This is a genomic window from Corynebacterium uberis (genome assembly GCF_020616335.1).
Taxonomy (GTDB): domain Bacteria; phylum Actinomycetota; class Actinomycetes; order Mycobacteriales; family Mycobacteriaceae; genus Corynebacterium; species Corynebacterium uberis.
Map to the genome: position 1 here is coordinate 585,059 of NZ_CP085051.1, position 18,288 is coordinate 603,346.

General features: G+C 67.8%; 20 protein-coding genes. 12 read left to right on the forward strand and 8 right to left on the reverse strand.

The features are described 5' to 3' along the window. The first annotated feature begins 341 nt into the window (after positions 1-341). Positions 342-1,397 (forward strand): Cj0069 family protein, encoded by a 1,056-nt coding sequence (locus LH390_RS02660; protein ID WP_227280713.1) that lies wholly within the window; start codon positions 342-344, stop codon positions 1,395-1,397. Here LH390_RS02660 and LH390_RS02665 read toward each other — a convergent pair. The 5 genes from LH390_RS02665 to LH390_RS02685 are packed head-to-tail and all read right to left on the reverse strand — an operon-like array spanning position 1,394 to position 5,645. Further along, positions 1,394-1,822, reverse strand: coding sequence for a DUF3151 domain-containing protein (locus LH390_RS02665; RefSeq protein WP_227280712.1), 429 nt, complete (start codon positions 1,820-1,822; stop codon positions 1,394-1,396). The genes LH390_RS02660 and LH390_RS02665 overlap by 4 nt on opposite strands. Before the next feature lie 59 nt (positions 1,823-1,881). Beyond that, positions 1,882-3,114 carry a DUF418 domain-containing protein gene (locus LH390_RS02670; RefSeq protein WP_227280711.1) on the reverse strand — a complete coding sequence of 411 codons (1,233 nt, stop codon included), beginning with the start codon at positions 3,112-3,114 and terminating at the stop codon, positions 1,882-1,884. A gap of 8 nt (positions 3,115-3,122) precedes the next feature. Beyond that, a complete protein-coding gene (locus tag LH390_RS02675; RefSeq protein ID WP_227324352.1) occupies positions 3,123-3,746 on the reverse strand; it encodes a Maf family protein in 624 nt (207 codons plus the stop codon). A 60-nt stretch (positions 3,747-3,806) separates the two neighbouring features. Then, positions 3,807-4,040, reverse strand: a complete 234-nt coding sequence (locus tag LH390_RS02680) for an acyl-CoA carboxylase epsilon subunit (RefSeq protein ID WP_227280709.1) — start codon at positions 4,038-4,040, stop codon at positions 3,807-3,809. 51 nt (positions 4,041-4,091) lie between these two features. Further along, positions 4,092-5,645, reverse strand: a complete 1,554-nt coding sequence (locus LH390_RS02685) for an acyl-CoA carboxylase subunit beta (protein WP_227280708.1) — start codon at positions 5,643-5,645, stop codon at positions 4,092-4,094. A gap of 170 nt (positions 5,646-5,815) precedes the next feature. Here LH390_RS02685 and LH390_RS02690 point away from each other — a divergent pair, with 170 nt between their 5' ends. The 6 genes from LH390_RS02690 to LH390_RS02715 all read left to right on the forward strand — a co-directional run bounded on the left by LH390_RS02690 (position 5,816) and on the right by LH390_RS02715 (position 10,933). After that, entirely contained in the window at positions 5,816-6,577 is a 762-nt protein-coding gene (locus LH390_RS02690; protein ID WP_227280707.1) for a biotin--[acetyl-CoA-carboxylase] ligase, read from the forward strand. A 25-nt stretch (positions 6,578-6,602) separates the two neighbouring features. Beyond that, positions 6,603-7,109 (forward strand): hypothetical protein, encoded by a 507-nt coding sequence (locus LH390_RS02695; protein WP_227280706.1) that lies wholly within the window; start codon positions 6,603-6,605, stop codon positions 7,107-7,109. A 49-nt stretch (positions 7,110-7,158) separates the two neighbouring features. Next, entirely contained in the window at positions 7,159-8,421 is a 1,263-nt protein-coding gene (locus LH390_RS02700) for a 5-(carboxyamino)imidazole ribonucleotide synthase (protein ID WP_227282650.1), read from the forward strand. Between the two features lie 12 nt (positions 8,422-8,433). Further along, positions 8,434-8,934 (forward strand): 5-(carboxyamino)imidazole ribonucleotide mutase, encoded by a 501-nt coding sequence (gene purE / locus LH390_RS02705; RefSeq protein WP_227280705.1) that lies wholly within the window; start codon positions 8,434-8,436, stop codon positions 8,932-8,934. Beyond that, positions 8,931-9,437 carry a YdcF family protein gene (locus tag LH390_RS02710; protein WP_227280704.1) on the forward strand — a complete coding sequence of 169 codons (507 nt, stop codon included), beginning with the start codon at positions 8,931-8,933 and terminating at the stop codon, positions 9,435-9,437. The genes purE and LH390_RS02710 overlap by 4 nt, the downstream gene beginning before the upstream one ends. Before the next feature lie 80 nt (positions 9,438-9,517). After that, complete coding sequence (locus tag LH390_RS02715) at positions 9,518-10,933, forward strand: aldehyde dehydrogenase family protein (RefSeq protein ID WP_227280703.1); 1,416 nt, start codon at positions 9,518-9,520, stop codon at positions 10,931-10,933. Between the two features lie 15 nt (positions 10,934-10,948). On the opposite strand, the gene LH390_RS02720 is transcribed toward LH390_RS02715, so the two are convergent. Continuing rightward, complete coding sequence (locus LH390_RS02720; protein ID WP_227280702.1) at positions 10,949-11,623, reverse strand: TIGR03089 family protein; 675 nt, start codon at positions 11,621-11,623, stop codon at positions 10,949-10,951. A gap of 62 nt (positions 11,624-11,685) precedes the next feature. Continuing rightward, positions 11,686-13,269, reverse strand: a complete 1,584-nt coding sequence (locus LH390_RS02725) for an LCP family protein (RefSeq protein ID WP_227280701.1) — start codon at positions 13,267-13,269, stop codon at positions 11,686-11,688. Between the two features lie 79 nt (positions 13,270-13,348). On the opposite strand from LH390_RS02725, the gene rfbD reads away from it, so the two are divergent. From rfbD to LH390_RS02745, 4 genes are all read left to right on the forward strand, one after another. Then, complete coding sequence (rfbD, locus tag LH390_RS02730; protein ID WP_227280700.1) at positions 13,349-14,191, forward strand: dTDP-4-dehydrorhamnose reductase; 843 nt, start codon at positions 13,349-13,351, stop codon at positions 14,189-14,191. After that, a complete protein-coding gene (locus LH390_RS02735; protein WP_227280699.1) occupies positions 14,188-15,123 on the forward strand; it encodes a glycosyltransferase family 2 protein in 936 nt (311 codons plus the stop codon). Before rfbD ends, LH390_RS02735 begins: the two co-directional genes overlap by 4 nt. Positions 15,124-15,195: 72 nt before the next feature. Beyond that, positions 15,196-16,275 (forward strand): mannose-1-phosphate guanylyltransferase, encoded by a 1,080-nt coding sequence (gene manB, locus LH390_RS02740; RefSeq protein ID WP_227280698.1) that lies wholly within the window; start codon positions 15,196-15,198, stop codon positions 16,273-16,275. Between the two features lie 540 nt (positions 16,276-16,815). Beyond that, the gene (locus LH390_RS02745; protein WP_227282649.1) at positions 16,816-17,064 is read left to right on the forward strand and encodes a WhiB family transcriptional regulator; all 249 of its coding nucleotides are present in this window, start codon (positions 16,816-16,818) and stop codon (positions 17,062-17,064) included. Positions 17,065-17,140: 76 nt separating this feature from the next. Here LH390_RS02745 and LH390_RS02750 read toward each other — a convergent pair whose 3' ends face one another. Continuing rightward, complete coding sequence (locus LH390_RS02750; RefSeq protein ID WP_227280697.1) at positions 17,141-17,599, reverse strand: metallopeptidase family protein; 459 nt, start codon at positions 17,597-17,599, stop codon at positions 17,141-17,143. Positions 17,600-17,695: 96 nt separating this feature from the next. On the opposite strand from LH390_RS02750, the gene LH390_RS02755 reads away from it, so the two are divergent. Beyond that, positions 17,696-18,136 carry a DUF3499 domain-containing protein gene (locus tag LH390_RS02755; protein WP_227280696.1) on the forward strand — a complete coding sequence of 147 codons (441 nt, stop codon included), beginning with the start codon at positions 17,696-17,698 and terminating at the stop codon, positions 18,134-18,136. The last annotated feature ends 152 nt before the right edge of the window (positions 18,137-18,288 follow it).

Consider the following 18,288-nt stretch of genomic DNA (forward strand, 5'->3'; position numbering starts at 1 on the left):
GCCTTCCGGCGCCCGGGAGTGGACGGCCGAATGGTGCCGGTTCGTCGTTGCGCTGCGGGGGTAGTGGCTCCTGCATTACGCTGGGACGCAGTGGAACCGCGCCGTGTTAAGCGCCGAGGTTGTGCGTGCTTGTAGCCGGGAATTTCCCGCCCGCGGGCGGGCGCATGCGGGGTGAGCGTGGGCCCTGTAAAGGCCGTGTGCTGCACGCGTGTGCTGGTGGTCATTGCGGGTCCCGGGTGCGTGGCCATCAAACCTCATTGTTGCTATCCCCCGCGGTCGCCGGGAGTACATGTATGTGTTCACCCGGCCGCTGCGCGCTCCCAGAAAGGGAACTGACTGCCGTGCATAAGGCTATTGTCGTCTTCGAGGTTGAAGGCGGATCTGACAAATTCATCGATGGGCACCGCAAGGACACCATGCCCATTGTCAACGCGATCAAGGATGCCGGGTGGCATGCGGAGGTCGTCTTCTTCCGCCCGGAGTGGACCCAGGACCTGTTTGATTATGTGTCCCAGAACTTTGACGCCTACATCTCGCGCGTAAATCCCGGCAATATTCCCGGCGGGGAAAAGGGATACTTTGATCTGCTGACCCGCCTGTCTGAGGCCGGCCTGGTGGGCATGTCCACCCCGGAGGAAATGATGGCCTATGGGGCGAAGGACGCCCTGGTCAAGCTCAATGACACGGACCTGGTTCCCAGCGACACGGCGGCCTACTACGACGTCGAGTCCTTCCACCAGACCTTCCCCACGTCCTTGTCCTATGGCGAGCGGGTGCTCAAGCAGAATCGCGGATCCACGGGTTCAGGCATTTGGCGTGTGCAAATCCAGGACGCGCACTTGCGTGATTCAGTGCAGCCGGGCACGGCGTTGCCGCTGGATACCAAGCTCAAGTGCACGGAGGCCGTGGACAATCACACGGAGGTCCGGGAGCTCGGCGAATTCATGGATTTCTGCGATCAGTACATTGTGGGCGACAACGGCATGCTGGTGGATATGCGCTTCATGCCGCGCATCGTTGAAGGCGAGATCCGCATTCTCTTGGTGGGCCCCCACCCGGTATTCGTGGTGCACAAGAAGCCGGCCGCCGGCGGAGACAATTTCTCTGCGACGCTGTTCTCCGGCGCGCAATACACCTATGATTCGCCCGAATCGTGGCAGGACCTGGTGGATATGTTCGCCCAGGCCCGTCCCGTGATTGCAGAAAAGCTGGGCGGGGATAATATTCCGCTTATTTGGACGGCGGACTTCATGCTGGATACCGCCGAGGACGGATCCGATACGTATGTCCTCGGCGAGATCAACTGCTCGTGCGTGGGCTTTACCTCCGAGCTGGATATGGGAATCCAGGAGCTGGTGGCCAAGGAAGCCATCGCGCGGGTGCAGGGCGAGGGTTAGTCGCCCGCCGGCGCGTCCAGCAGCGTGGCCACGCTGGCCGGGTCGGCGTCGGAAAGCAGCTGCCGGCAGCGGTCATACTCGGAGTCTTCTCCGATGAGCGCTGCCGCCCGCGCCAGCGCGGCGATCGCCCGCAGTACCCCCTGGTTCGGCTCGTGGTCGAAGGGCACCGGGCCCCAGCCTTTCCACCCGTTGGCCCGCAGCCGGTCGAGGCTGCGGTGGTAGCCGGTGCGCGCCAGCGCGTAGGCGTGGATCTTGGCCGCGCCGTCTGGGGTGGGGGCTGCCAGGGCGTCCTCGGCGAGGGTGGCCCACACAAGGGGGCTGTCCGGGTGGGCAAAGACCGTGGCGGGGTCATGCAGGTCCAGCCCGGCCGCGGGGTCCGCGGGCAGGGTCACTGGCGGGGGAGCGAGCATGTCATTGATTTCCATGCCCCTCACCTTAGAGTGGCTGTCGGGGCCACGGCCGGTGCGGGGGTGCGCCGCTGGTCTTAGGCCCGGCGGGGTGTGCGTGCCGGGCTGATGAGCTTGAGCACCTTGGTCATGGCGGCTTCGAGCGGGCCGCGGCGGAAGATGCGGAACCACAGCCAGGCGAAGACGAGGGGAACAAGCAGGTTCGCCGCGGCGTAGCCGGGCTCGGAGATGTCGTGGCCCTGTCCGCGCAGGTAGCCGATGGCCAGGATGTGGGCCACATAGGCGGTCAGCGGCATGCGGCCAAGTTCGCTGAAGGGGCGGGTGAGCACTCCCAGCAGCGGTACGGAGCAGGCCAGCAGGCAGATGCCGATGACAAGGAAGGAAAAGCCCACCGAGGAGAAGATCTCCACCACCGAGCCGCTGTGCGGGACGTAGAGGTACATCCAGCGCGGGGTGTCCGGCGGCGTGACACCAAAGGCGTTGTGCATGAGGAAGTCCGCGGCCGGCTCGCCGCCGGGGTGGAGGTCAGAGTACCAAGCGAAGAAGTGGGTGCGGTGGGCGTAGGTGTCGCTGACGGTCTGGGCGCCGGCGAAGAGCACCGCGCCCCAGGCGGCAAGCCACCAGGCGGCGTGCTGGATGCGAAACAGGGCCCGCCCGGCGACCATGCCCCAGACGAAGACGGGCGCCCAGGTGATCAGGGGGAACAGGCCGGTGATGAAGAGCAGCTGGAAGAACTGCGCCCACTCGCCGTCGACGAGGAGCCCAAAGGTGGGAGTATCGCCAAACTGTGAGGCCATGGGAAGGTCTTGGCGCAGCACAAAGGAGCTTAAGGGGGCCAGCACGGAGGCGGCGACGGCGGTGGGGATCAGCGCATACAGGGGCAGCCGGAAGGTCAGGGGGGCGATGAGCAGGTATAAAAACCCGTAGGTCACCAGGATGACAATGGGCCCTACCGCGTCGGTAGAGATGGCCAGGCCGATCCCGGTGAGGATAACGCCCCTGCCGATGAGCTGGATGAGGGACTGGACGACGGTGCGCGACTTGGTCAGCAGGATGACGGAGACCCCGGCGAGGACCGCAAAGAGGATGGATGCGCGGCCGTCGGCAAGCCGATAGATGAGGTTGTCATCGAGCCGATGGCCCCAGGTATGCATGTAGAACATGCCCATGATGGCCAGCGCACGGGCCAGGTCGATGCCGTCGAGGCGACCTGGTGGGCGGCGATCAGGCAGCAGCGAACGCCATCGCGGGTTGATGCGACGACGGGTGCGAGTGCGGGGGGTAGGTGGTAGCGCGGATGTCTCTGGCATGGCCGGTGTCAGTGATCCCGTCCCGCCGTGGTGGGCTGGGCCCAGAAGTCATGGACGCTAAAGCCAAAGGAATACAAACCCCGGCGCAGCGCGGGCAGGGAGATGCCGATGACGCTGGAGGGGTCACCCTCGATGCGGTCGATGAACCAGCCACCCAGGGCCTCAAGGGTAAAGGCGCCCGCGCAGCCAAGCGGCTCCCCGGTGGCGGCGTAGGCGGCGATGTCCTCATCGTGGGCCTGGGCGAAGTGGACGGTCGTGGAGGTGACCTCCGTGTAGCGGGAACCATCCGGGGCGATCAGACAGTGCCCCGTGAGCAGCGTAGCGGTGGTGCCGGCCTGCTGCTTCCAGCGTGCGATGGTTGTCTCCACGGTGTGCGGCTTGCCCTGAAGGGCCCCCTGCGCGCTGAGCAGCATGGAGTCGCAGCCGATGGTGACCGCATCGGGCTGAGCCCCCAGGGCCTCGGCCTTGGCGCAGGCCAGGGCCTCAACCACGGTGTTGGGCGCCGCGGTGGCCGGTAGCTGTGCGCGCACGGCATCCTCATCGACGGCGCTCGGGCGCACGAGGGGCGCAATCCCGGCGGCGGCCAGGACGGCGCGCCGGGAGGGGGATTGGGAGGCCAGGATGATGCGCATTGCTGGGATGGTACGGGACTTTCTCAATGGGGAAAACTGCGGTGGGTGCGGTGTTGGCAACTAGCGGTACGTGATCAAGCTAAAGGCGCGCGGAGAATACGCTGCGGCGCGGTGGCGCTGGCGCGCCGGGCCCTGTGGGGTGTAGCTGCCCCACCGATCGGCGGGCGCGGTGCGCGACTGTGCATCGGCGCGGGCAAGGTCTGCCAGGGCGGCGCGCACGGCCTCCACCTCGGTGTCGGTGGGGTTGCCGCGTAGCACCGTGAGCTGGGGGGCAAAGGGGTCTGTTCCTGCCATGGGGCGTGGGTGTCCTTTCTGCGCGGCGTGTCCGGTGCCGCGTCGCGGCGGCTAGCGGCCGATGGTGGAGTGTTTACGCTCGGGGGCGGCGACGACCTTGCGGTCAAGCAGCCGCAGGCCTTCAATGAGCTGTGCCCGGGTTGTGGCAGGAGTGATCACGGAGTCGACCATTCCGCGCTCCGCGGCCTGGTAGGGGGTGAGGAATTGTTCCTGGTAGTCGGCGATGAACTGCTGCGTCAGGGCGGCGACGTCCTTGCCCTTGCGCTGGGCCTTGGCCAGTTCGCGGGCGTGGATTTCCGGCACGGCGTCGGCGGCCTCGGCGGCGGCGATCTGCGCGGTGGGCCAGGCAAACACGAGGTCAGCGCCGAGGGCCTTGGAGCCCATGGCCACGCCAGCGGCGCCCATCGCCTTGCGCGCGACGATGGTGACCAGGCCAACGGTGGCCTCGGCGTAGGCGGCTGCCAGCGCGGCGGTGTCTGCGGCCGCGCCGCCGAGTTCTTCTTCTGTGGCGGGCAGGTTGCCGGGGGTATCCACCACGGTGACCACCGGGATGTTGAAGGCATCGCACAGCCGGATGAAGCGGGCGGCCTTAGCCGCGGCGGCGGAGCTGAGGCAGCCGGCCAGTTCGGTGGGCTGGTTGGCCACCAGGCCCACGGAGCGGCCCTCCACGCGGGCTAGTGCGGTGACCAGGTTGGCACCGTGCTGGGGGCGCAGTTCCAGTAGTGCGGCGTCGTCGACAAGCTCGGTGAGGATGTCGCGGGCGTCGAAGGGCTGCCGGGTGGAGTCCGGGATGGTGGTGTCCAGCGCCGGGGCGGTCACGGTAATCGGGCCGGTGAGCTGGGCCTCTAGCGGACGCGGTGCCTCCGCCCGGTTGTTGGAGGGCAGGTAGCTGAGCACGTCGCGCAGGGCGTCCAGGGCGGCGGCGTCGTCGGTCACCGTGATGTCGGCCCCGCTGCGGTGCGCGGCGGCTGCCTGGGCGCTGAAGTCCGCCGCAGTGCAGGGCGTGCCGGTGACCGTGGCGATGGTCTCCGGGGCGGTGAGGTGGGCGGGCGCCTCAGCCTGGGCGATGACGATGTCCGCCAGGCCCGCAAAGAGCGTGTGCGGCCCTGCGGTCAGCCCCGTGACCACGGCGACCTGCGGGATGACCCCGGAAGCCGCGGTGGCTTCGCGCAGGATGGCACCGTAGAAGGACAGCGCTGCGGTGCCCTCTGCGGCCCGCGCGCCGGCGCCCTCAACGAAGGTGATCAGCGGCACCCCGGAGGTGCGGGCGAGCCGGGCGATCTTGAGGATCTTCTCCCCGTAGACCTCGCCGAGGCGCCCGTCGAAGATGGTGGCGTCATGGGCGATCAGGCACACCTTGCGCCCATCGACGGTGGCGTATCCAGTAATGACGCCGTCCGTGGCCGGGCGGGTGGCATCGAGCCCGTAGGCGGTGACCCGATGGCGGGCGAGGGCATCGACTTCAACGAAGGAGGCGGCGTCAACAAGCGACTCGATGCGCTGGCGCGCGGCGGGGACGGTGCCGTCGCCGGCGGGGGCGTGGGCCTGCGCCACGCGGGAGCCGAGGTCCGCGAGCTTTCCTGCCGTAGTGCTCAGGTCTGTCATGGTTGCACATTCTAGGCACACCCCGAACGGTGTTCGTCTTCGGCGGGCCCTGCGCGCCCGGCAGGCCGCGCGCTCGCCCTCCTGTGTGTAGTGCGCCGACCCCGCGCCCGCCCCCGAGCGAGCGTCGCGCCCGCCCGCGCGCCCGCCCGCCAGCAATTAAGGTAGGCGGGGTGGATGAGCTTAATCAGGCACAGGTGGCCGCGCAGCTAGCCGGGCTTTACAGCCAGGTAACGGTGGTGGAGTCGTGTCCTTCCACCAACGCGGCGCTGCTGGCCGACCCGGGTGCGGCGCACGGCACCGCCTTGATCACCGATGACCAGACCGCTGGGCACGGCCGGATGGGGCGGGCGTGGTCGGCCCCCCGGGGTACCCAGCTGAGCCTGTCGGTGTGCTACCGCCCGCCGACGTCGTGCGTTGACCGGCTGGGCCTGCTACCGCTTGCTGCCGGGGTGGCCATTACTGACGTGCTCGACGGCGCCCAGCTCAAGTGGCCCAATGACGTCTACATGCAGGGCCGCAAGGTGTGCGGGATCCTTGCCGAGGCCGCCGATCTGGCCACCAACCCGCGGGTGATTCTCGGGTTGGGCATCAACGTGACCATGACGCGCGCCCAGCTGCCCGTCCCCACCGCCACGTCGCTGCTGCTCGAAGGGGTGGACACGACCGTTGCCGCCCTCGCCGTTCCGGTGCTGCGCGCCCTGGCGCACCGCTACGCGCAGTGGGAATCCGGAAGCGCGGAGTTCATGTCCGCTTATCGACGCCGCAGCTGCACCGTGGGCAATACCGTGCGCGTCGAGCGGCCCACCGAAACCATCGTGGGGGTGGCTACCGGCATCGGGCCCACCGGCGAGCTTGAGGTCACCCAGGGCACCCGCACCCGCAGCTTCTCCGCAGGCGACGTCACCCACCTGCGGCCCGCCGGGCCTGCCTGAGCGCGCCGAGGTAGGATCCGGTGCCATGACGGGATGGCACGCGCGCGAAGGTGAAACGGTGGTGGCGGACCTGGTCGCGCCCCTGCACACCCTGACTTTCCCCGTGCTAGAAACCATCCTGCTCACCGCGGTCTTCTTCGGCGGGCTGGGCGTGGTGGATCGCTACGAGATCGCCGCCGCCCTAGGGACAAACGCCGCCCCGCTGCGACTCATTCTGCTGGGGTGCTGGGCCGTGGGCGTGATCTGGCGCCTGGTGGTGCCCCTGTGGCGCTCCCGGAGGCGCCGCGTCTTGGTCACCGACCAGCGCCTGGTCGCCCGGCCCGCGCGAATTACGGGCAGGGCAGACACCATCGGCTGCGCCTACATCCAGGGCGCGGCGCGCACCCGCGGGGGGCGCGTTGCGGTCACGGTGGTGGGCAGCGCCACGCCCATCATTTTGGACCAGGTGCCGCGCCCCAAGCGGCTGGCGCAGGTCATCGCCGCCCAGGCGCAGCACGCCTCTACCCGGGTTCCGCCCGCGGCCTGGGGATAGCCGGCTGGACCGGGGTGAGCGTTGGGGGCGACTATAGTAAAACCCTGTGATGGACTCCGCGCACGCACAACCAGGTTCCCGGGCCGGGGATGCCCACGCCCCCGGCATGCCCGTCATCGCCGTCATCGGCGACGGGCAACTCGCCCGCATGATGCAGACTGCCGCCATCGAGCTGGGTCAATCGATCCGGCTGCTGGCTGGCGCGCCGGACTCCGCGGCGGCGCAGGTCGCCGCCGACGTCATTGAGGGGGACTATACCCAGATTGACGATCTGCGCCGGGCCGCTGCCGGGACCACCGCGGTGACCTTTGACCACGAGCACGTGCCCAACGAACACCTTGACACCCTCATCGCCGAGGGCATCAACGTTCAGCCCACCCCGCAGGCCCTGCTCTTCGCCCAGGACAAACTGGCCCAGCGCACCCGGCTGTCCGAACTGGGCTGTCCCGTCCCCGACTTCGCCGCCATCCGCAGCGCACAGGACGCCCGGGACTTCTACCAGCGCGTCGACGGGGCCGTGTGCCTGAAAGCCTGCCGCGGGGGCTACGACGGCCACGGGGTGTGGTTCCCGGAAACACAAGACGAGTGCGCGGCGCTGGTCGATGAGCTGCTGGGCAAGGGCGTCGACCTCCTGGCCGAGCGCAAGGTGGCCTTCGACCGCGAGCTGTCGGCCATGGTGGCGCGCACCCCCTCCGGGCAGGTGGCCGCCTGGCCGGTCGTGGAATCGGTGCAAAAAAACGGCGTGTGTGCCGTGGCCATCGCCCCGGCGCCTGACCTGCCCCCAGAAATCGACGAGCACGCTCGGAGCCTGGCCATGACCATCGCCGGTCAGCTCGAGGTCACCGGGGTCATGGCCGTGGAGCTTTTTGAAACCCACGATGACTCCGGCAACCAACGCCTGTGGATCAACGAGCTCGCCATGCGGCCCCACAACACCGGGCACTGGACCCAAGACGGGTGCGTGACCAGCCAATTCGAACAGCATCTGCGCGCGGTTGCGGATCTTCCACTCGGCACGACGGCCCCCACCGCCCCGGCGACCGTCATGGTCAACGTGCTCGGCGCGGAGCAGGACCCGGACCTGCCCATGCCCGACCGGATGGCCGCCGTCTGGGCTCGTTTCCCGCATGCGCACATCCACCTCTACGGCAAGGGCTATCGGCCGGGCCGCAAGCTCGGCCACGTCAACGTCACCGGCACGGACGCTGCCGTTGTCCGCCGGGAGGCGGAGCTGGCCGCGCACTTCCTCATCCACGCGGTGTGGGCGGACGGCTACATCACCCCCGAAGACACCCTCGCACCGACGATCTGACAAGGACTATTCATGCAACCGCTCGTTGGCCTGATTATGGGCTCCGACTCTGACTGGGACACCGTGGCGCCCGCCGCCGAGGTGCTCGCCGAATGTGGCGTGCCCTTCGAAGTTGGGGTGGTCTCCGCCCACCGCACGCCGAAGCGCATGCTCGCCTACGCGGAGTCCGCGCACTCCCGCGGGCTGAAAGTCATCATCGCCTGCGCCGGCGGGGCCGCCCACCTGCCGGGCATGGTTGCGGCGGCGACGCCGCTGCCGGTCATCGGCATCCCGCGCGCCCTCAAGGACCTCGACGGCCTGGACTCGCTGCTGTCCATCGTGCAGATGCCCGGTGGCGTGCCGGTGGCCACCGTGTCCATCGGCGGGGCCAAGAACGCGGGGCTGTTGGCCGTGCGCATCCTGGGGGCCGCCGACGGCGCCCTGATGGATAAGATGCTCGCCTACCAGAAGCAGATGGCGGAGGCGGTAGCGGACAAGGATAAGGCGCTCAAGGATCGCCTGCTTGGCCAGTGACCGCAGCCACGCCACGCCGGGCGGTCCTGGTGCTCGGCTCGCGGGTGCGCCGCGGAAACGTCGATGAACTGCTTGCCTCGCGCCTGCGCACCGCGCTGGAGCTGATTCGCCGGGAAGGCCCGGATGCCGGCCCAGTGGTGGTCAGCGGGGCAGGGGAGGCCCCCGCCATGGCGCGGTGGCTGCGCGCCCACGGCGTGCCCGCTGAACGCATCGTCATTGAACCTGCGGCCCGGTCAACCAATGAGAACCTAGAAAACGCCCACGCCCTGCTGCCGGAAGTGACCTCCTGGACCGTGGTGAGCAGCCGCTTCCACCTGTGGCGCACGCGCGCCTGGGCCTGGCACCTGGGATTGGCGGTCACGGCCGTCGGCGCGCCCACGCCACCAGGCCAGCTGCCGCGGCTGCTGCTGCGCGAGGGCGCGGCGTTGGCCCACAGCGCGGCGCGCATGGCCTTTCGCCGGGCCGTGGCGGTGGTGCGCTGGCGGGCGGGGCAGCGCCGCTGACCTGCCCCGACCGGGGGCAGTGCGAGAACTGGTTCGGGTTTTCTATTGAAAGTGGCCGGCAATGTGCGTATGCAGGGGACATGAGCACATTCCACCTCACTAACCCATCCACCGGCCAGCAAGAGCAGGCCTTCGAACGCATCGCCGATTCTCAGCGCGATGACATCCTTGACCGCTCCACCGCCGCCTACCACTCCTGGCGGACCACCACCATCGAGCAACGCGCCGCCGTCCTGGAGGCCACCGCCCGGATCTATGAAGAACGCGCAGACGAGCTGGCCAGCATCATCGGCCGTGAAATGGGCAAGCGGAAGCCCTGGGCGCTGGCAGAAGTCCAGATCGTGGCGGACATCTACCGCTGGTACGCACAGCGCGCCCATGAGCTGTTGGCGCCCACGCACCTGCCTGCCCAAGACGCGCTGCACACGTGGGTGCGCAAGGACCCAATCGGCCCGCTGCTGGGCATCATGCCCTGGAACTTCCCCTACTACCAGGTCGCGCGCTGGGCGGCCCCGAACCTCCTGTTGGGCAACTCGCTGGTGCTCAAGCACGCGTCCTTGTGCCCGTTGTCCTCGCAGGCCTGCCAGGACATCCTGGAGGAGGCCGGGCTGCCCGCGGACGTCTTCATCAACGTCTACGCCTCTGGCGAGCAGATGGACGCCTTTGTGGCGGATCCGCGCATCGCCGGGGTGTCGCTGACCGGTTCTGAGGCCGCGGGTGCGGCGGTGGCCAAGACGGCCGGCGCGCACTACAAGAAGTGCCTGCTGGAGCTGGGCGGGAACGATCCGTTCATCGTGCTCGACGCGGACAACCTGGACTGGGTGCTTGATCGCTTCGTGGACATCCGCATGTACAACACCGGCCAGGCGTGCAACGCGCCGAAGCGGCTCATCGTCTTGGAGTCCTTCTACGACCGCGCCGTGTCCGCCTTGGAGGAGAAGATCGCCGCGCTGAAGGTGGGCGCCTGGGACGAGGAGGGCGCCGACATCGGGCCGCTGTCCTCGGTGGAGGCCCGCGATGGCATCGTTGAGCGGCTTGCCGCCGCCGCGAAGGCCGGGGAGGCCACGATCCGCGTGGGCGGCAAGGCGCTGGATCGCCCGGGCGCATTCATGGAGCCGACGCTGCTCAGCGACGTCGATAAGCATGCCGATGTCGGCTGCAATGAGATCTTTGGTCCCGTGGCCGTGATCTACAAGGTTGCCGATGCCGCGGAGGCTGTCGCCCTGGCCAATGATTCGGACTACGGGCTGTCGAGCTCGGTGTGGTCCACGGACCTGGATCAGGCCTGGGAGGTAGCCTCCCAGCTCAAGGACGGCATGACCTTTGTCAATGAGGCCTCTGTGACCGCCGCAGGCCTGCCGTTCGGCGGGGTGGGGCGCTCCGGCTACGGCCGAGAACTGGCCGAGTGGGGCGTGGGCGAGTTTGTCAACGAACACCTGCTGCGGGTCAGCCCACAGCGCCCGGACCAGCCGGCGGCGGGCCTGTCCCCGGCCTAACGGTTCCGGGGCCGGCTAGGCCCGGTCGGTGACCTTTTCGGCGCGGGCGATGTCGTCGAGGCGGGCCACGTCCGTGACCCCGGCCACGATGACCGCCGACCCGCCGGCGGCCAGGGGCCCCAGGACGGTGCGGGTGAAGGAGTCGCGGTCGGTCCACCCGGTGGACAGCAGCCGGGTGCCGGGCTGCGGCAGGGGGCCGTCGACTAAGTCCGCCAGGCCGGGGGTGGGGCCGGGGAAGTCATCGGAGTAGAAGCGCACGGTGGGGCCAAAGTCGATGGCCCCTTCGGGCAGGGTGCCGCCTGTTTCTACGACGCCGCGCCCGAAGGGGTCTGCGGTGACCACCACGAGGTCGGGGTAGGAGCCGGCTGGTGGCGTGCCTTCGGGGATGCGGTCGGTGCTGCAGAAGATGACCTCGGGGCTGGACAGGTCGGGAGGGCCGAAGCGGTAGTCAATTCCTGCCGCGAGTGCGCCCAGGGCGATGACCGCGGCCTGCCAGCCGGCGGGGAGGTCGATGGTGATGGTGGCTGCGGGTTCTAAATCCAGCTCCTCGTAGAGCATGTTGGCCACTTTGGCCGCCCAATTGTCCAGTGTGAGGGCGGAGAAGTCGAGCCGGGAGTCGGTGGACTCGTCATAGACGGTCAGACGCGGTCCGGCGGGATCGGCTCTCAACAGTTCGGCGAGGAGTTGCATATGCCCGATGGTAAAAGAAAATCCTCCCGCGGGCCGCGGGAGGTACAGCGTTGAGGGGGCTGTTAGTTCACGCACCGCGGCCCGTTGCCGCCGGCGTCGATCTCTGGGGCTACCTCGGCTTCTCCGAAGTCGGCGCCGGGTTGGCCCACGGTGTCTTCCGGAAGCGGGGAGTGGGTTTCTTCGGGGGCGGCCTGGGGGCCTGCGTAGTCATCGGCGGTGACTACGATCGCGGTGCCGGGGGCCTGGGAGGCGTCGACGGTGATGGGCAGGTTGCCAAGGTCTCGGGAGAGGCGTTGCACGCTGGGATCAGTGTCGTTGGCCGCCACGATTTGGCTATAGGTATACACGCCGGCGGGCGCGTTGGTGACGTCGCCGACGGGGTGTCCGGAAGAGCGGACGATCTGCGCGACGGAGGCCGCCAGGCCCGGGATAGTTCCGGCGTTGTAGACGGTGACGGCGTTGAGCGGTTGGCCGCCGTCGCCGTCGCCGTCGCCCTGCGCGTCGGGGTTGGAGGCGTCCGGGGTGGGGGTGGAGTCCTCGCCCAGCAGGGTGCGCATGTAACGGTGGACTTCATCCCGGTCGACGGTGACGATGGATTCGCCGTAGTCGCCCACGCCGTCAATTGAGGTCACTGGGATGGTATTGAAGACCACGTTGCCGCCGGCCAGGTTGGACAGCTGGGTGGCAAAGCTCATGACGTCCAGGTCATCGTCGAGGACCACGGAGCGTTCCACCGCGGAGCGCATCTCGTTGAGGCGGGAGGGGTTGGCCATTGTCCCAGCGGAGAGCACCTTGTTGACCATGGAGGCCATGAACGCTTGCTGGCGCACCACGCGGTCGAGGTCGCCGCGGGGCAGTCCGTGGCGTTGCCGGACGTAGGCCAGCGCTTGGCGCCCGTCGAGGGATTGGCGTCCGGCGTGGAAGTTGGCCCCGGAGAATTCGTCGCTGGTGGCCTGGTTGAGGCAGACATCGACGCCGCCGACGGCGTCGGTAAGCAGCACGAAGCCGAGCAGGCCGATCTCGGCGTAGTGGTCAACCTCGATGCCGGTCAGGTCGGTGACGGCCTTGATCAGCCCGGCGCGCCCGGCCTGGTTGGATTCGCGTTCGATGCGCCGGGTGTCCGTGTCGCCTTGTTCTTGGAGTTGTTCCTTTTTGGTGTTCTTGTAGGAGGAGAAGACGCCGTTGATTTTGAGGTTTCCGTAGTTGGCGTCGTGAATGTAGGTGTCGCGGGGGATGGACACGGCGGTGGCGGAGGTGCCGTCGTTGGGCACGCGGACGACCATCATCGTGTCGGTGTTGAGGGCCCCGTCTTCCACGCCGGCGTTGAGGGCGGCGAGTTCTTCTTCGCTCAAGGGGTTGCCCTGGGCGTCGGTACGCGAATCGGATCCCACCAGCAGGATGTCTACGGCACCGTCGGCGCCGTGGCCTTTGACTCCTTTGCCGCCGCCGAGTTGCAGGTTGCCTGCGGAGGCGATTTGGCTGCCCAGTTGGCCCACGGAGTAGTAACCCAGCGCGGAGACCACGAGCACGAGCACAGACAGCACGGTCAGGACGGTCTTGACGGACGCCGGTCCGGCCTGCCGGATGGTCGGGGCTGCGGTCGGCGGCGCCTGGATGTCGCGCACGGGGCGGTACATGTCATTCACTGGGGCGGTGTCTCCGAAGTACTGTGGGTGGGGCGTGGGTTGGCACGCCGGAACTCATTTACCTTAGGAGTTTATATCCGTGAACACCATCGTCGTTACCGGAGCGGCAGGTCAGCTGGGCCGCGCTTTGGCGCTGACCGCGCCGTCTACCTGCACTGTCAGGTGGTTGCGCCGCGCCGATTGTGATCTCAGCGACCCCGAGCAGGTGCGCGCTCATCCGGCGTTCGCGCAGGCGGATACGGTTATCAATGCTGCTGCTTTCACGCTTGTCGACGCCGCCGAATCCCACCCCACAGCCGCCCGCCGCGCCAATGCGCTCGCCCCCGAACTGCTGGCGCAGCACTGCCAGCGCATCGGCGCCCGGCTGATCCACCTGTCCACCGACTACGTGTTTGGCCCGCACGCCCCCCGGCGCCCCCTGCGTCCTTCCGACCCGGTCGCCCCGGACAGCGTCTATGGCGCCACCAAATTGGCGGGGGAGCGGGCGGTGCTTGGTACCGGTGCGACCGCCTGCGTTGTGCGCACCGCCTGGGTCTACTCCGGGTTCCTGCTGCCGGACCACCGCGACTTTGTCACCACGATGGCCCGCTTGGCCCGCGAGGGGTCTCCCGCGAAGGTGGTTGACGACCAGCACGGCAGCCCCACCTACAGCGTTGACTTGGCGCGCGCGCTGTGGCAGCTGGCGGGGCAGTCCTGGGATTCCGGGATCATTCATCTTGCCGGCGGGCAGGAGGCCACGTGGTACCAGCTCGCCCGAGCGGTGTTTGCGGCCGTGGGTGCGGACCCCGGTCTGGTCACCCCCACGAACAGCGCCGGATACCCCACCCCGGCGCCCCGCCCGCCCTGGTCGGTGCTGGAATCGGCGCGCGAGCTGCCCGGTTGGCCAGCCGCCCTGCCCCGAGCACTGGAGGCTAGACTGTGACAACCGTGAACCACCCTGCGCCCCGCCCGCCCCTGGCCGTGATCACCGTCACCTATTCGCCGGGGGCGCATCTTGCCGCCTTAGCTGACTCCTTAGCCCAGGCCACCGCCCAGGACACCGTGCTGGTCCTGGCGGACAACGGCTCGACCGACGGCTCGGTAGAGGCCGCCGCGTACCGCGGGGCCGTCCTGCTGCGCACCGGAGGCAACCTGGGCTACGGGCGGGCCATCAACGTCGCGGCGCGGTGGCTCGACACGCCCCAGGCCCCGCAGGTAGATCCGGACTTTCTGTTGGTGGTCAACCCGGATGTGGCGTTGACCCCGGGCAGCGTGGACGCGCTGCTCGACTGTGCCCGCCGGCATCCGCGTGCCGGGGCCATCGGCCCGCGCATCCAGCAGCCGGACGGCTCTGCGTACCCTTCCGCGCGGGCGATTCCGCGCCTGAGCACCGGGATTGGCCACGCGGTGTTAGGCCAGGTGTGGCCGGGGAACCCGTGGACGCGGCGCTATCGTTCCGGCGATGGCGCAGCCATGGCTCGTGAGCGTACGGCGGGCTGGCTTTCCGGCTCGTGCCTGCTGGTGCGGCGCCAGGCTTTCGCGGAGATCGGTGGCTTTGATGAGCGCTATTTCATGTACATGGAAGACGTTGACTTCGGCGATCGGTTGGCCCGGGCGGGGTGGGAAAATGTCTACTGCCCGGAGTCGGTGATTACCCATGATCAGGGCCATGTGGCGGGGTCGCATCGGGGGCTGACCCTGCCGGCCCACCACGCCAGTGTGTATCGCTTCATGGCCGATCGCCTGCCGGGCTGGCCCTGGGCGCCGGTGCGGCTGGTGCTGCGCGCAGGCCTGGCGGCCCGGTGCAGATTGCAACTTGGTCTCGATCGGGTGCGCGCCTCGGCGTGCGAGACTGGTTCCGGCCCGGACTCATGAGAAACTTGGTCGAGTTTGGTCGAACTGTGCCCCGTGACGGGGTGAACTGTGTAAGGACAACAAAGGAAAGCTATGTCACATCCCCAACAGACTGATGCCGTCATTCTTGTCGGCGGCAAAGGTACCCGGCTGCGTCCGCTGACGGTGACCACTCCCAAGCCCATGCTGCCCACTGCGGGGTACCCCTTCCTGGAGCACTTGCTGGCCCGCATCAAGGCCGCTGGGATTGAGCACGTGGTGTTGGGGACGTCCTTTAGGGCGGAGGTCTTTGAGGACTACCTGGGCGATGGGTCTCGGGTGGGCCTGGACATCGAATACGTGGTGGAGGACAGCCCGCTGGGCACCGGCGGGGGTATCCGCAACGTCTATGACAAGCTGCGCCATGACACGGTGATGGTGTTTAACGGCGACGTGCTGTCTGGGACGGATCTGACCGCGGTGCTGGATACCCATGAGCGCACGCAGGCGGACGTCACCTTGCATCTGGTGCGGGTGTCTGACCCGAGTGCCTTTGGCTGTGTGCCCACGGATGATGAGGGACGGGTGCAGGCCTTTTTGGAAAAGACCGAGGATCCGCCCACGGATCAGATCAACGCGGGCTGTTATGTGTTCCGCCGGGAGGTCATAGCTGGAATTCCCGCTGGGCGTCCGGTGTCTGTGGAACGGGAGACCTTTCCTAATCTGTTGGCTGAGGGCGCGCGCGTCTATGGGCATGTTGATGATGCGTATTGGCGGGACATGGGCCGGCCTGAGGACTTTGTTCGCGGCTCCTCTGATCTGGTGCGTGGAATTGCACCTTCTCCGCTATTGCAGGGGCGAACTGGGGAGAACTTGGTTGATGAATCCGCGGGCGTGCGTGATGGTGTGATCTTGCTTGGCGGCACCGTTGTGGGTCGCGGTAGTGAGATCGGTGCGGGGTGCCGCTTGGATGACACCGTGGTATTCGACGGCGTGACTATCGAACCAGGTGCGGTAATACAGGATTCGATTATCGCTTCTGGGGTGACCATTGGCGCCAATGCCCGTATTCGGGGATGCGTCATTGGAGCTGGGGCGAATATTGGTGCACGCTGTGAATTGCGTGATGGGTTACGGGTGTGGCCAGGGGTGACCATCCCGGACGGGGGTATCCGTTTTTCCACGGATGCGTAGCCGTACACCACTGATTGCGGGGGGAGCGGGGGCTGACTGGAGCCGCTAAGGCCTAGTCGGCTGGGCGGAAGGTCGGCCGCGGGGGGTGCGATTGCCGGCCTGGGCCCGCAGCCGCCGAGGGGGCGGGGGTAACCGTTTTATCTCTGTACTGTGCCCGGGAAAGGGGGGTACCACAATATGTAGTACCCCCTCCTTCTACCCCCGTATCGACGATGTTTATCGATTAAACCACCTCCACCGCCATGACCAGGGCGAATTGCCTCATTGTCAAAAAACTTTGAAACTATTTGTGCACAAGAGTTGACCTCATCTAGTTCCTGGTGTTGAATTTCAACCATGTAAGTACTGGCGGGCGTCACGGTATTGTCCAGTATTGATTGTCACTTCCTCACCGTTCGCGGGCGACTAGAGTGGTTGTTGCAGCAGGGGCGAGCGTACGGGGGAGATGCGTGGCGCCTGGTTGGAGTTCGTCGAGAAGGAAGGGAAGGTGGCGTGGAGTACATCGCCGATGACGCCACTGACCGTGGCTCGACCGCCAGGCTGACGTTTGATGATCTCTTCGGGGCCGTCGAACAGGAATGGCAAGACCAAGCCTTGTGCGCCCAAACGGATCCGGAAGCCTTCTTTCCGGAAAAGGGCGGTTCTACGCGCGAGGCAAAGCGCATCTGCCAGGCCTGTGCCGTGCGCGATGAGTGCTTAGAGTACGCCCTGGAACATGATGAACGCTTTGGCATTTGGGGCGGGCTGTCAGACCGTGAGCGGCGCCGCCTGAAGCGCGAGCTGGGCTAAACCCCGAGTCACGTTATGCCCGCGCCGCGGGCGTGACCCCGCGCGATCCCGCGTGCCCGCCCAGCGCCAGTTCCCCTTACCACTGAAAATCTGGGTCCACGTCGCGCGGATCCATGTTGAGGTATTCCGCAACCAGCGCGGTCAGCACGGTGGTCAACAGCTCCCGGCGAGACTCTACATCCGCGGCCCGGCGGGAGATGGGCATGCGGAACAACACCATGCGTGCCCGGGTGGGGCGCCCCGCGCCGTCGACGGCGGCGGGGATGAGGCGCCCGAGCGGCACCGGCCCATCGGCAACCACGTCTTCGCTTAACACCGCCAGGTCCGCGCTCATGCGCATCCGGGGTACGGTGTCCACCGCGAGGTCGAGGTGCGCGAGCTGCTCGTGGTAGCGCTCGGCGAGGGGGGCGTAGGCGTCGAGGACGGCGGCGTCGAAAAGCGCCGAGCGGGTGCGCGCACGGGGGATGGAGGCGGGGGTCAGTGGGCCACGCGGCCCGCGCCCGCGCCGATCGCGTACGGGGACGGTAGGGCTCATAGCCCCTCACCCTAGGCGGCGGGGGCGGGGGTAGTGGGTGCGACCCGCCGCCGGTGGCACTATCCAAATCTCAAGTTGAGGTCTAGACTGCGGTGCGTGAGTCAATTTCGTCGCTGTTCCCGCCCCGGCTGCGGCAAACCTGCGGTGGCCACGCTGACCTACGCGTACGCGGAGTCCACCGCCGTGGTTGGACCGCTAGCGCCCTCGCCAGAGCCGCACAGCTGGGATCTATGCGCCCATCATGCCGAGCGCATCACCGCCCCTTTGGGCTGGGAGATGCTCCATGTCGACAGCATCGATATTGACGAAGATGAAGAGCTGACCGCGCTCGCAGAGGCCGTCCGCGAGGCCGGCCGCTTCTCCTCCGGGCTGGTCTCCGGATTCGACCCCACGGTGGATGACTCCGCCTTCGACCCGGACGCCTCGCGCCACCCTGTCCACCGCACCAAGCGCATCGACAGGGCTCCCGTGACCCGCCGCGGCCACCTGCACGTGGTCCCGGAACCCATCGACGAGGACGACCCGGACGAGTCCTAAGCCCGGCCCAGGCGAATGGGTGCGCACCAGCCGGGGGAGTACTGCGGCTAGACTCAATGAGGTTGACATGAAGCGTCCGTGTGCAGCCGCGTCCCCCAGCGGGGCGGGACTGTAGGCCGGTTCGACCGGCGGCCGTGGAGCGTCATGGACCA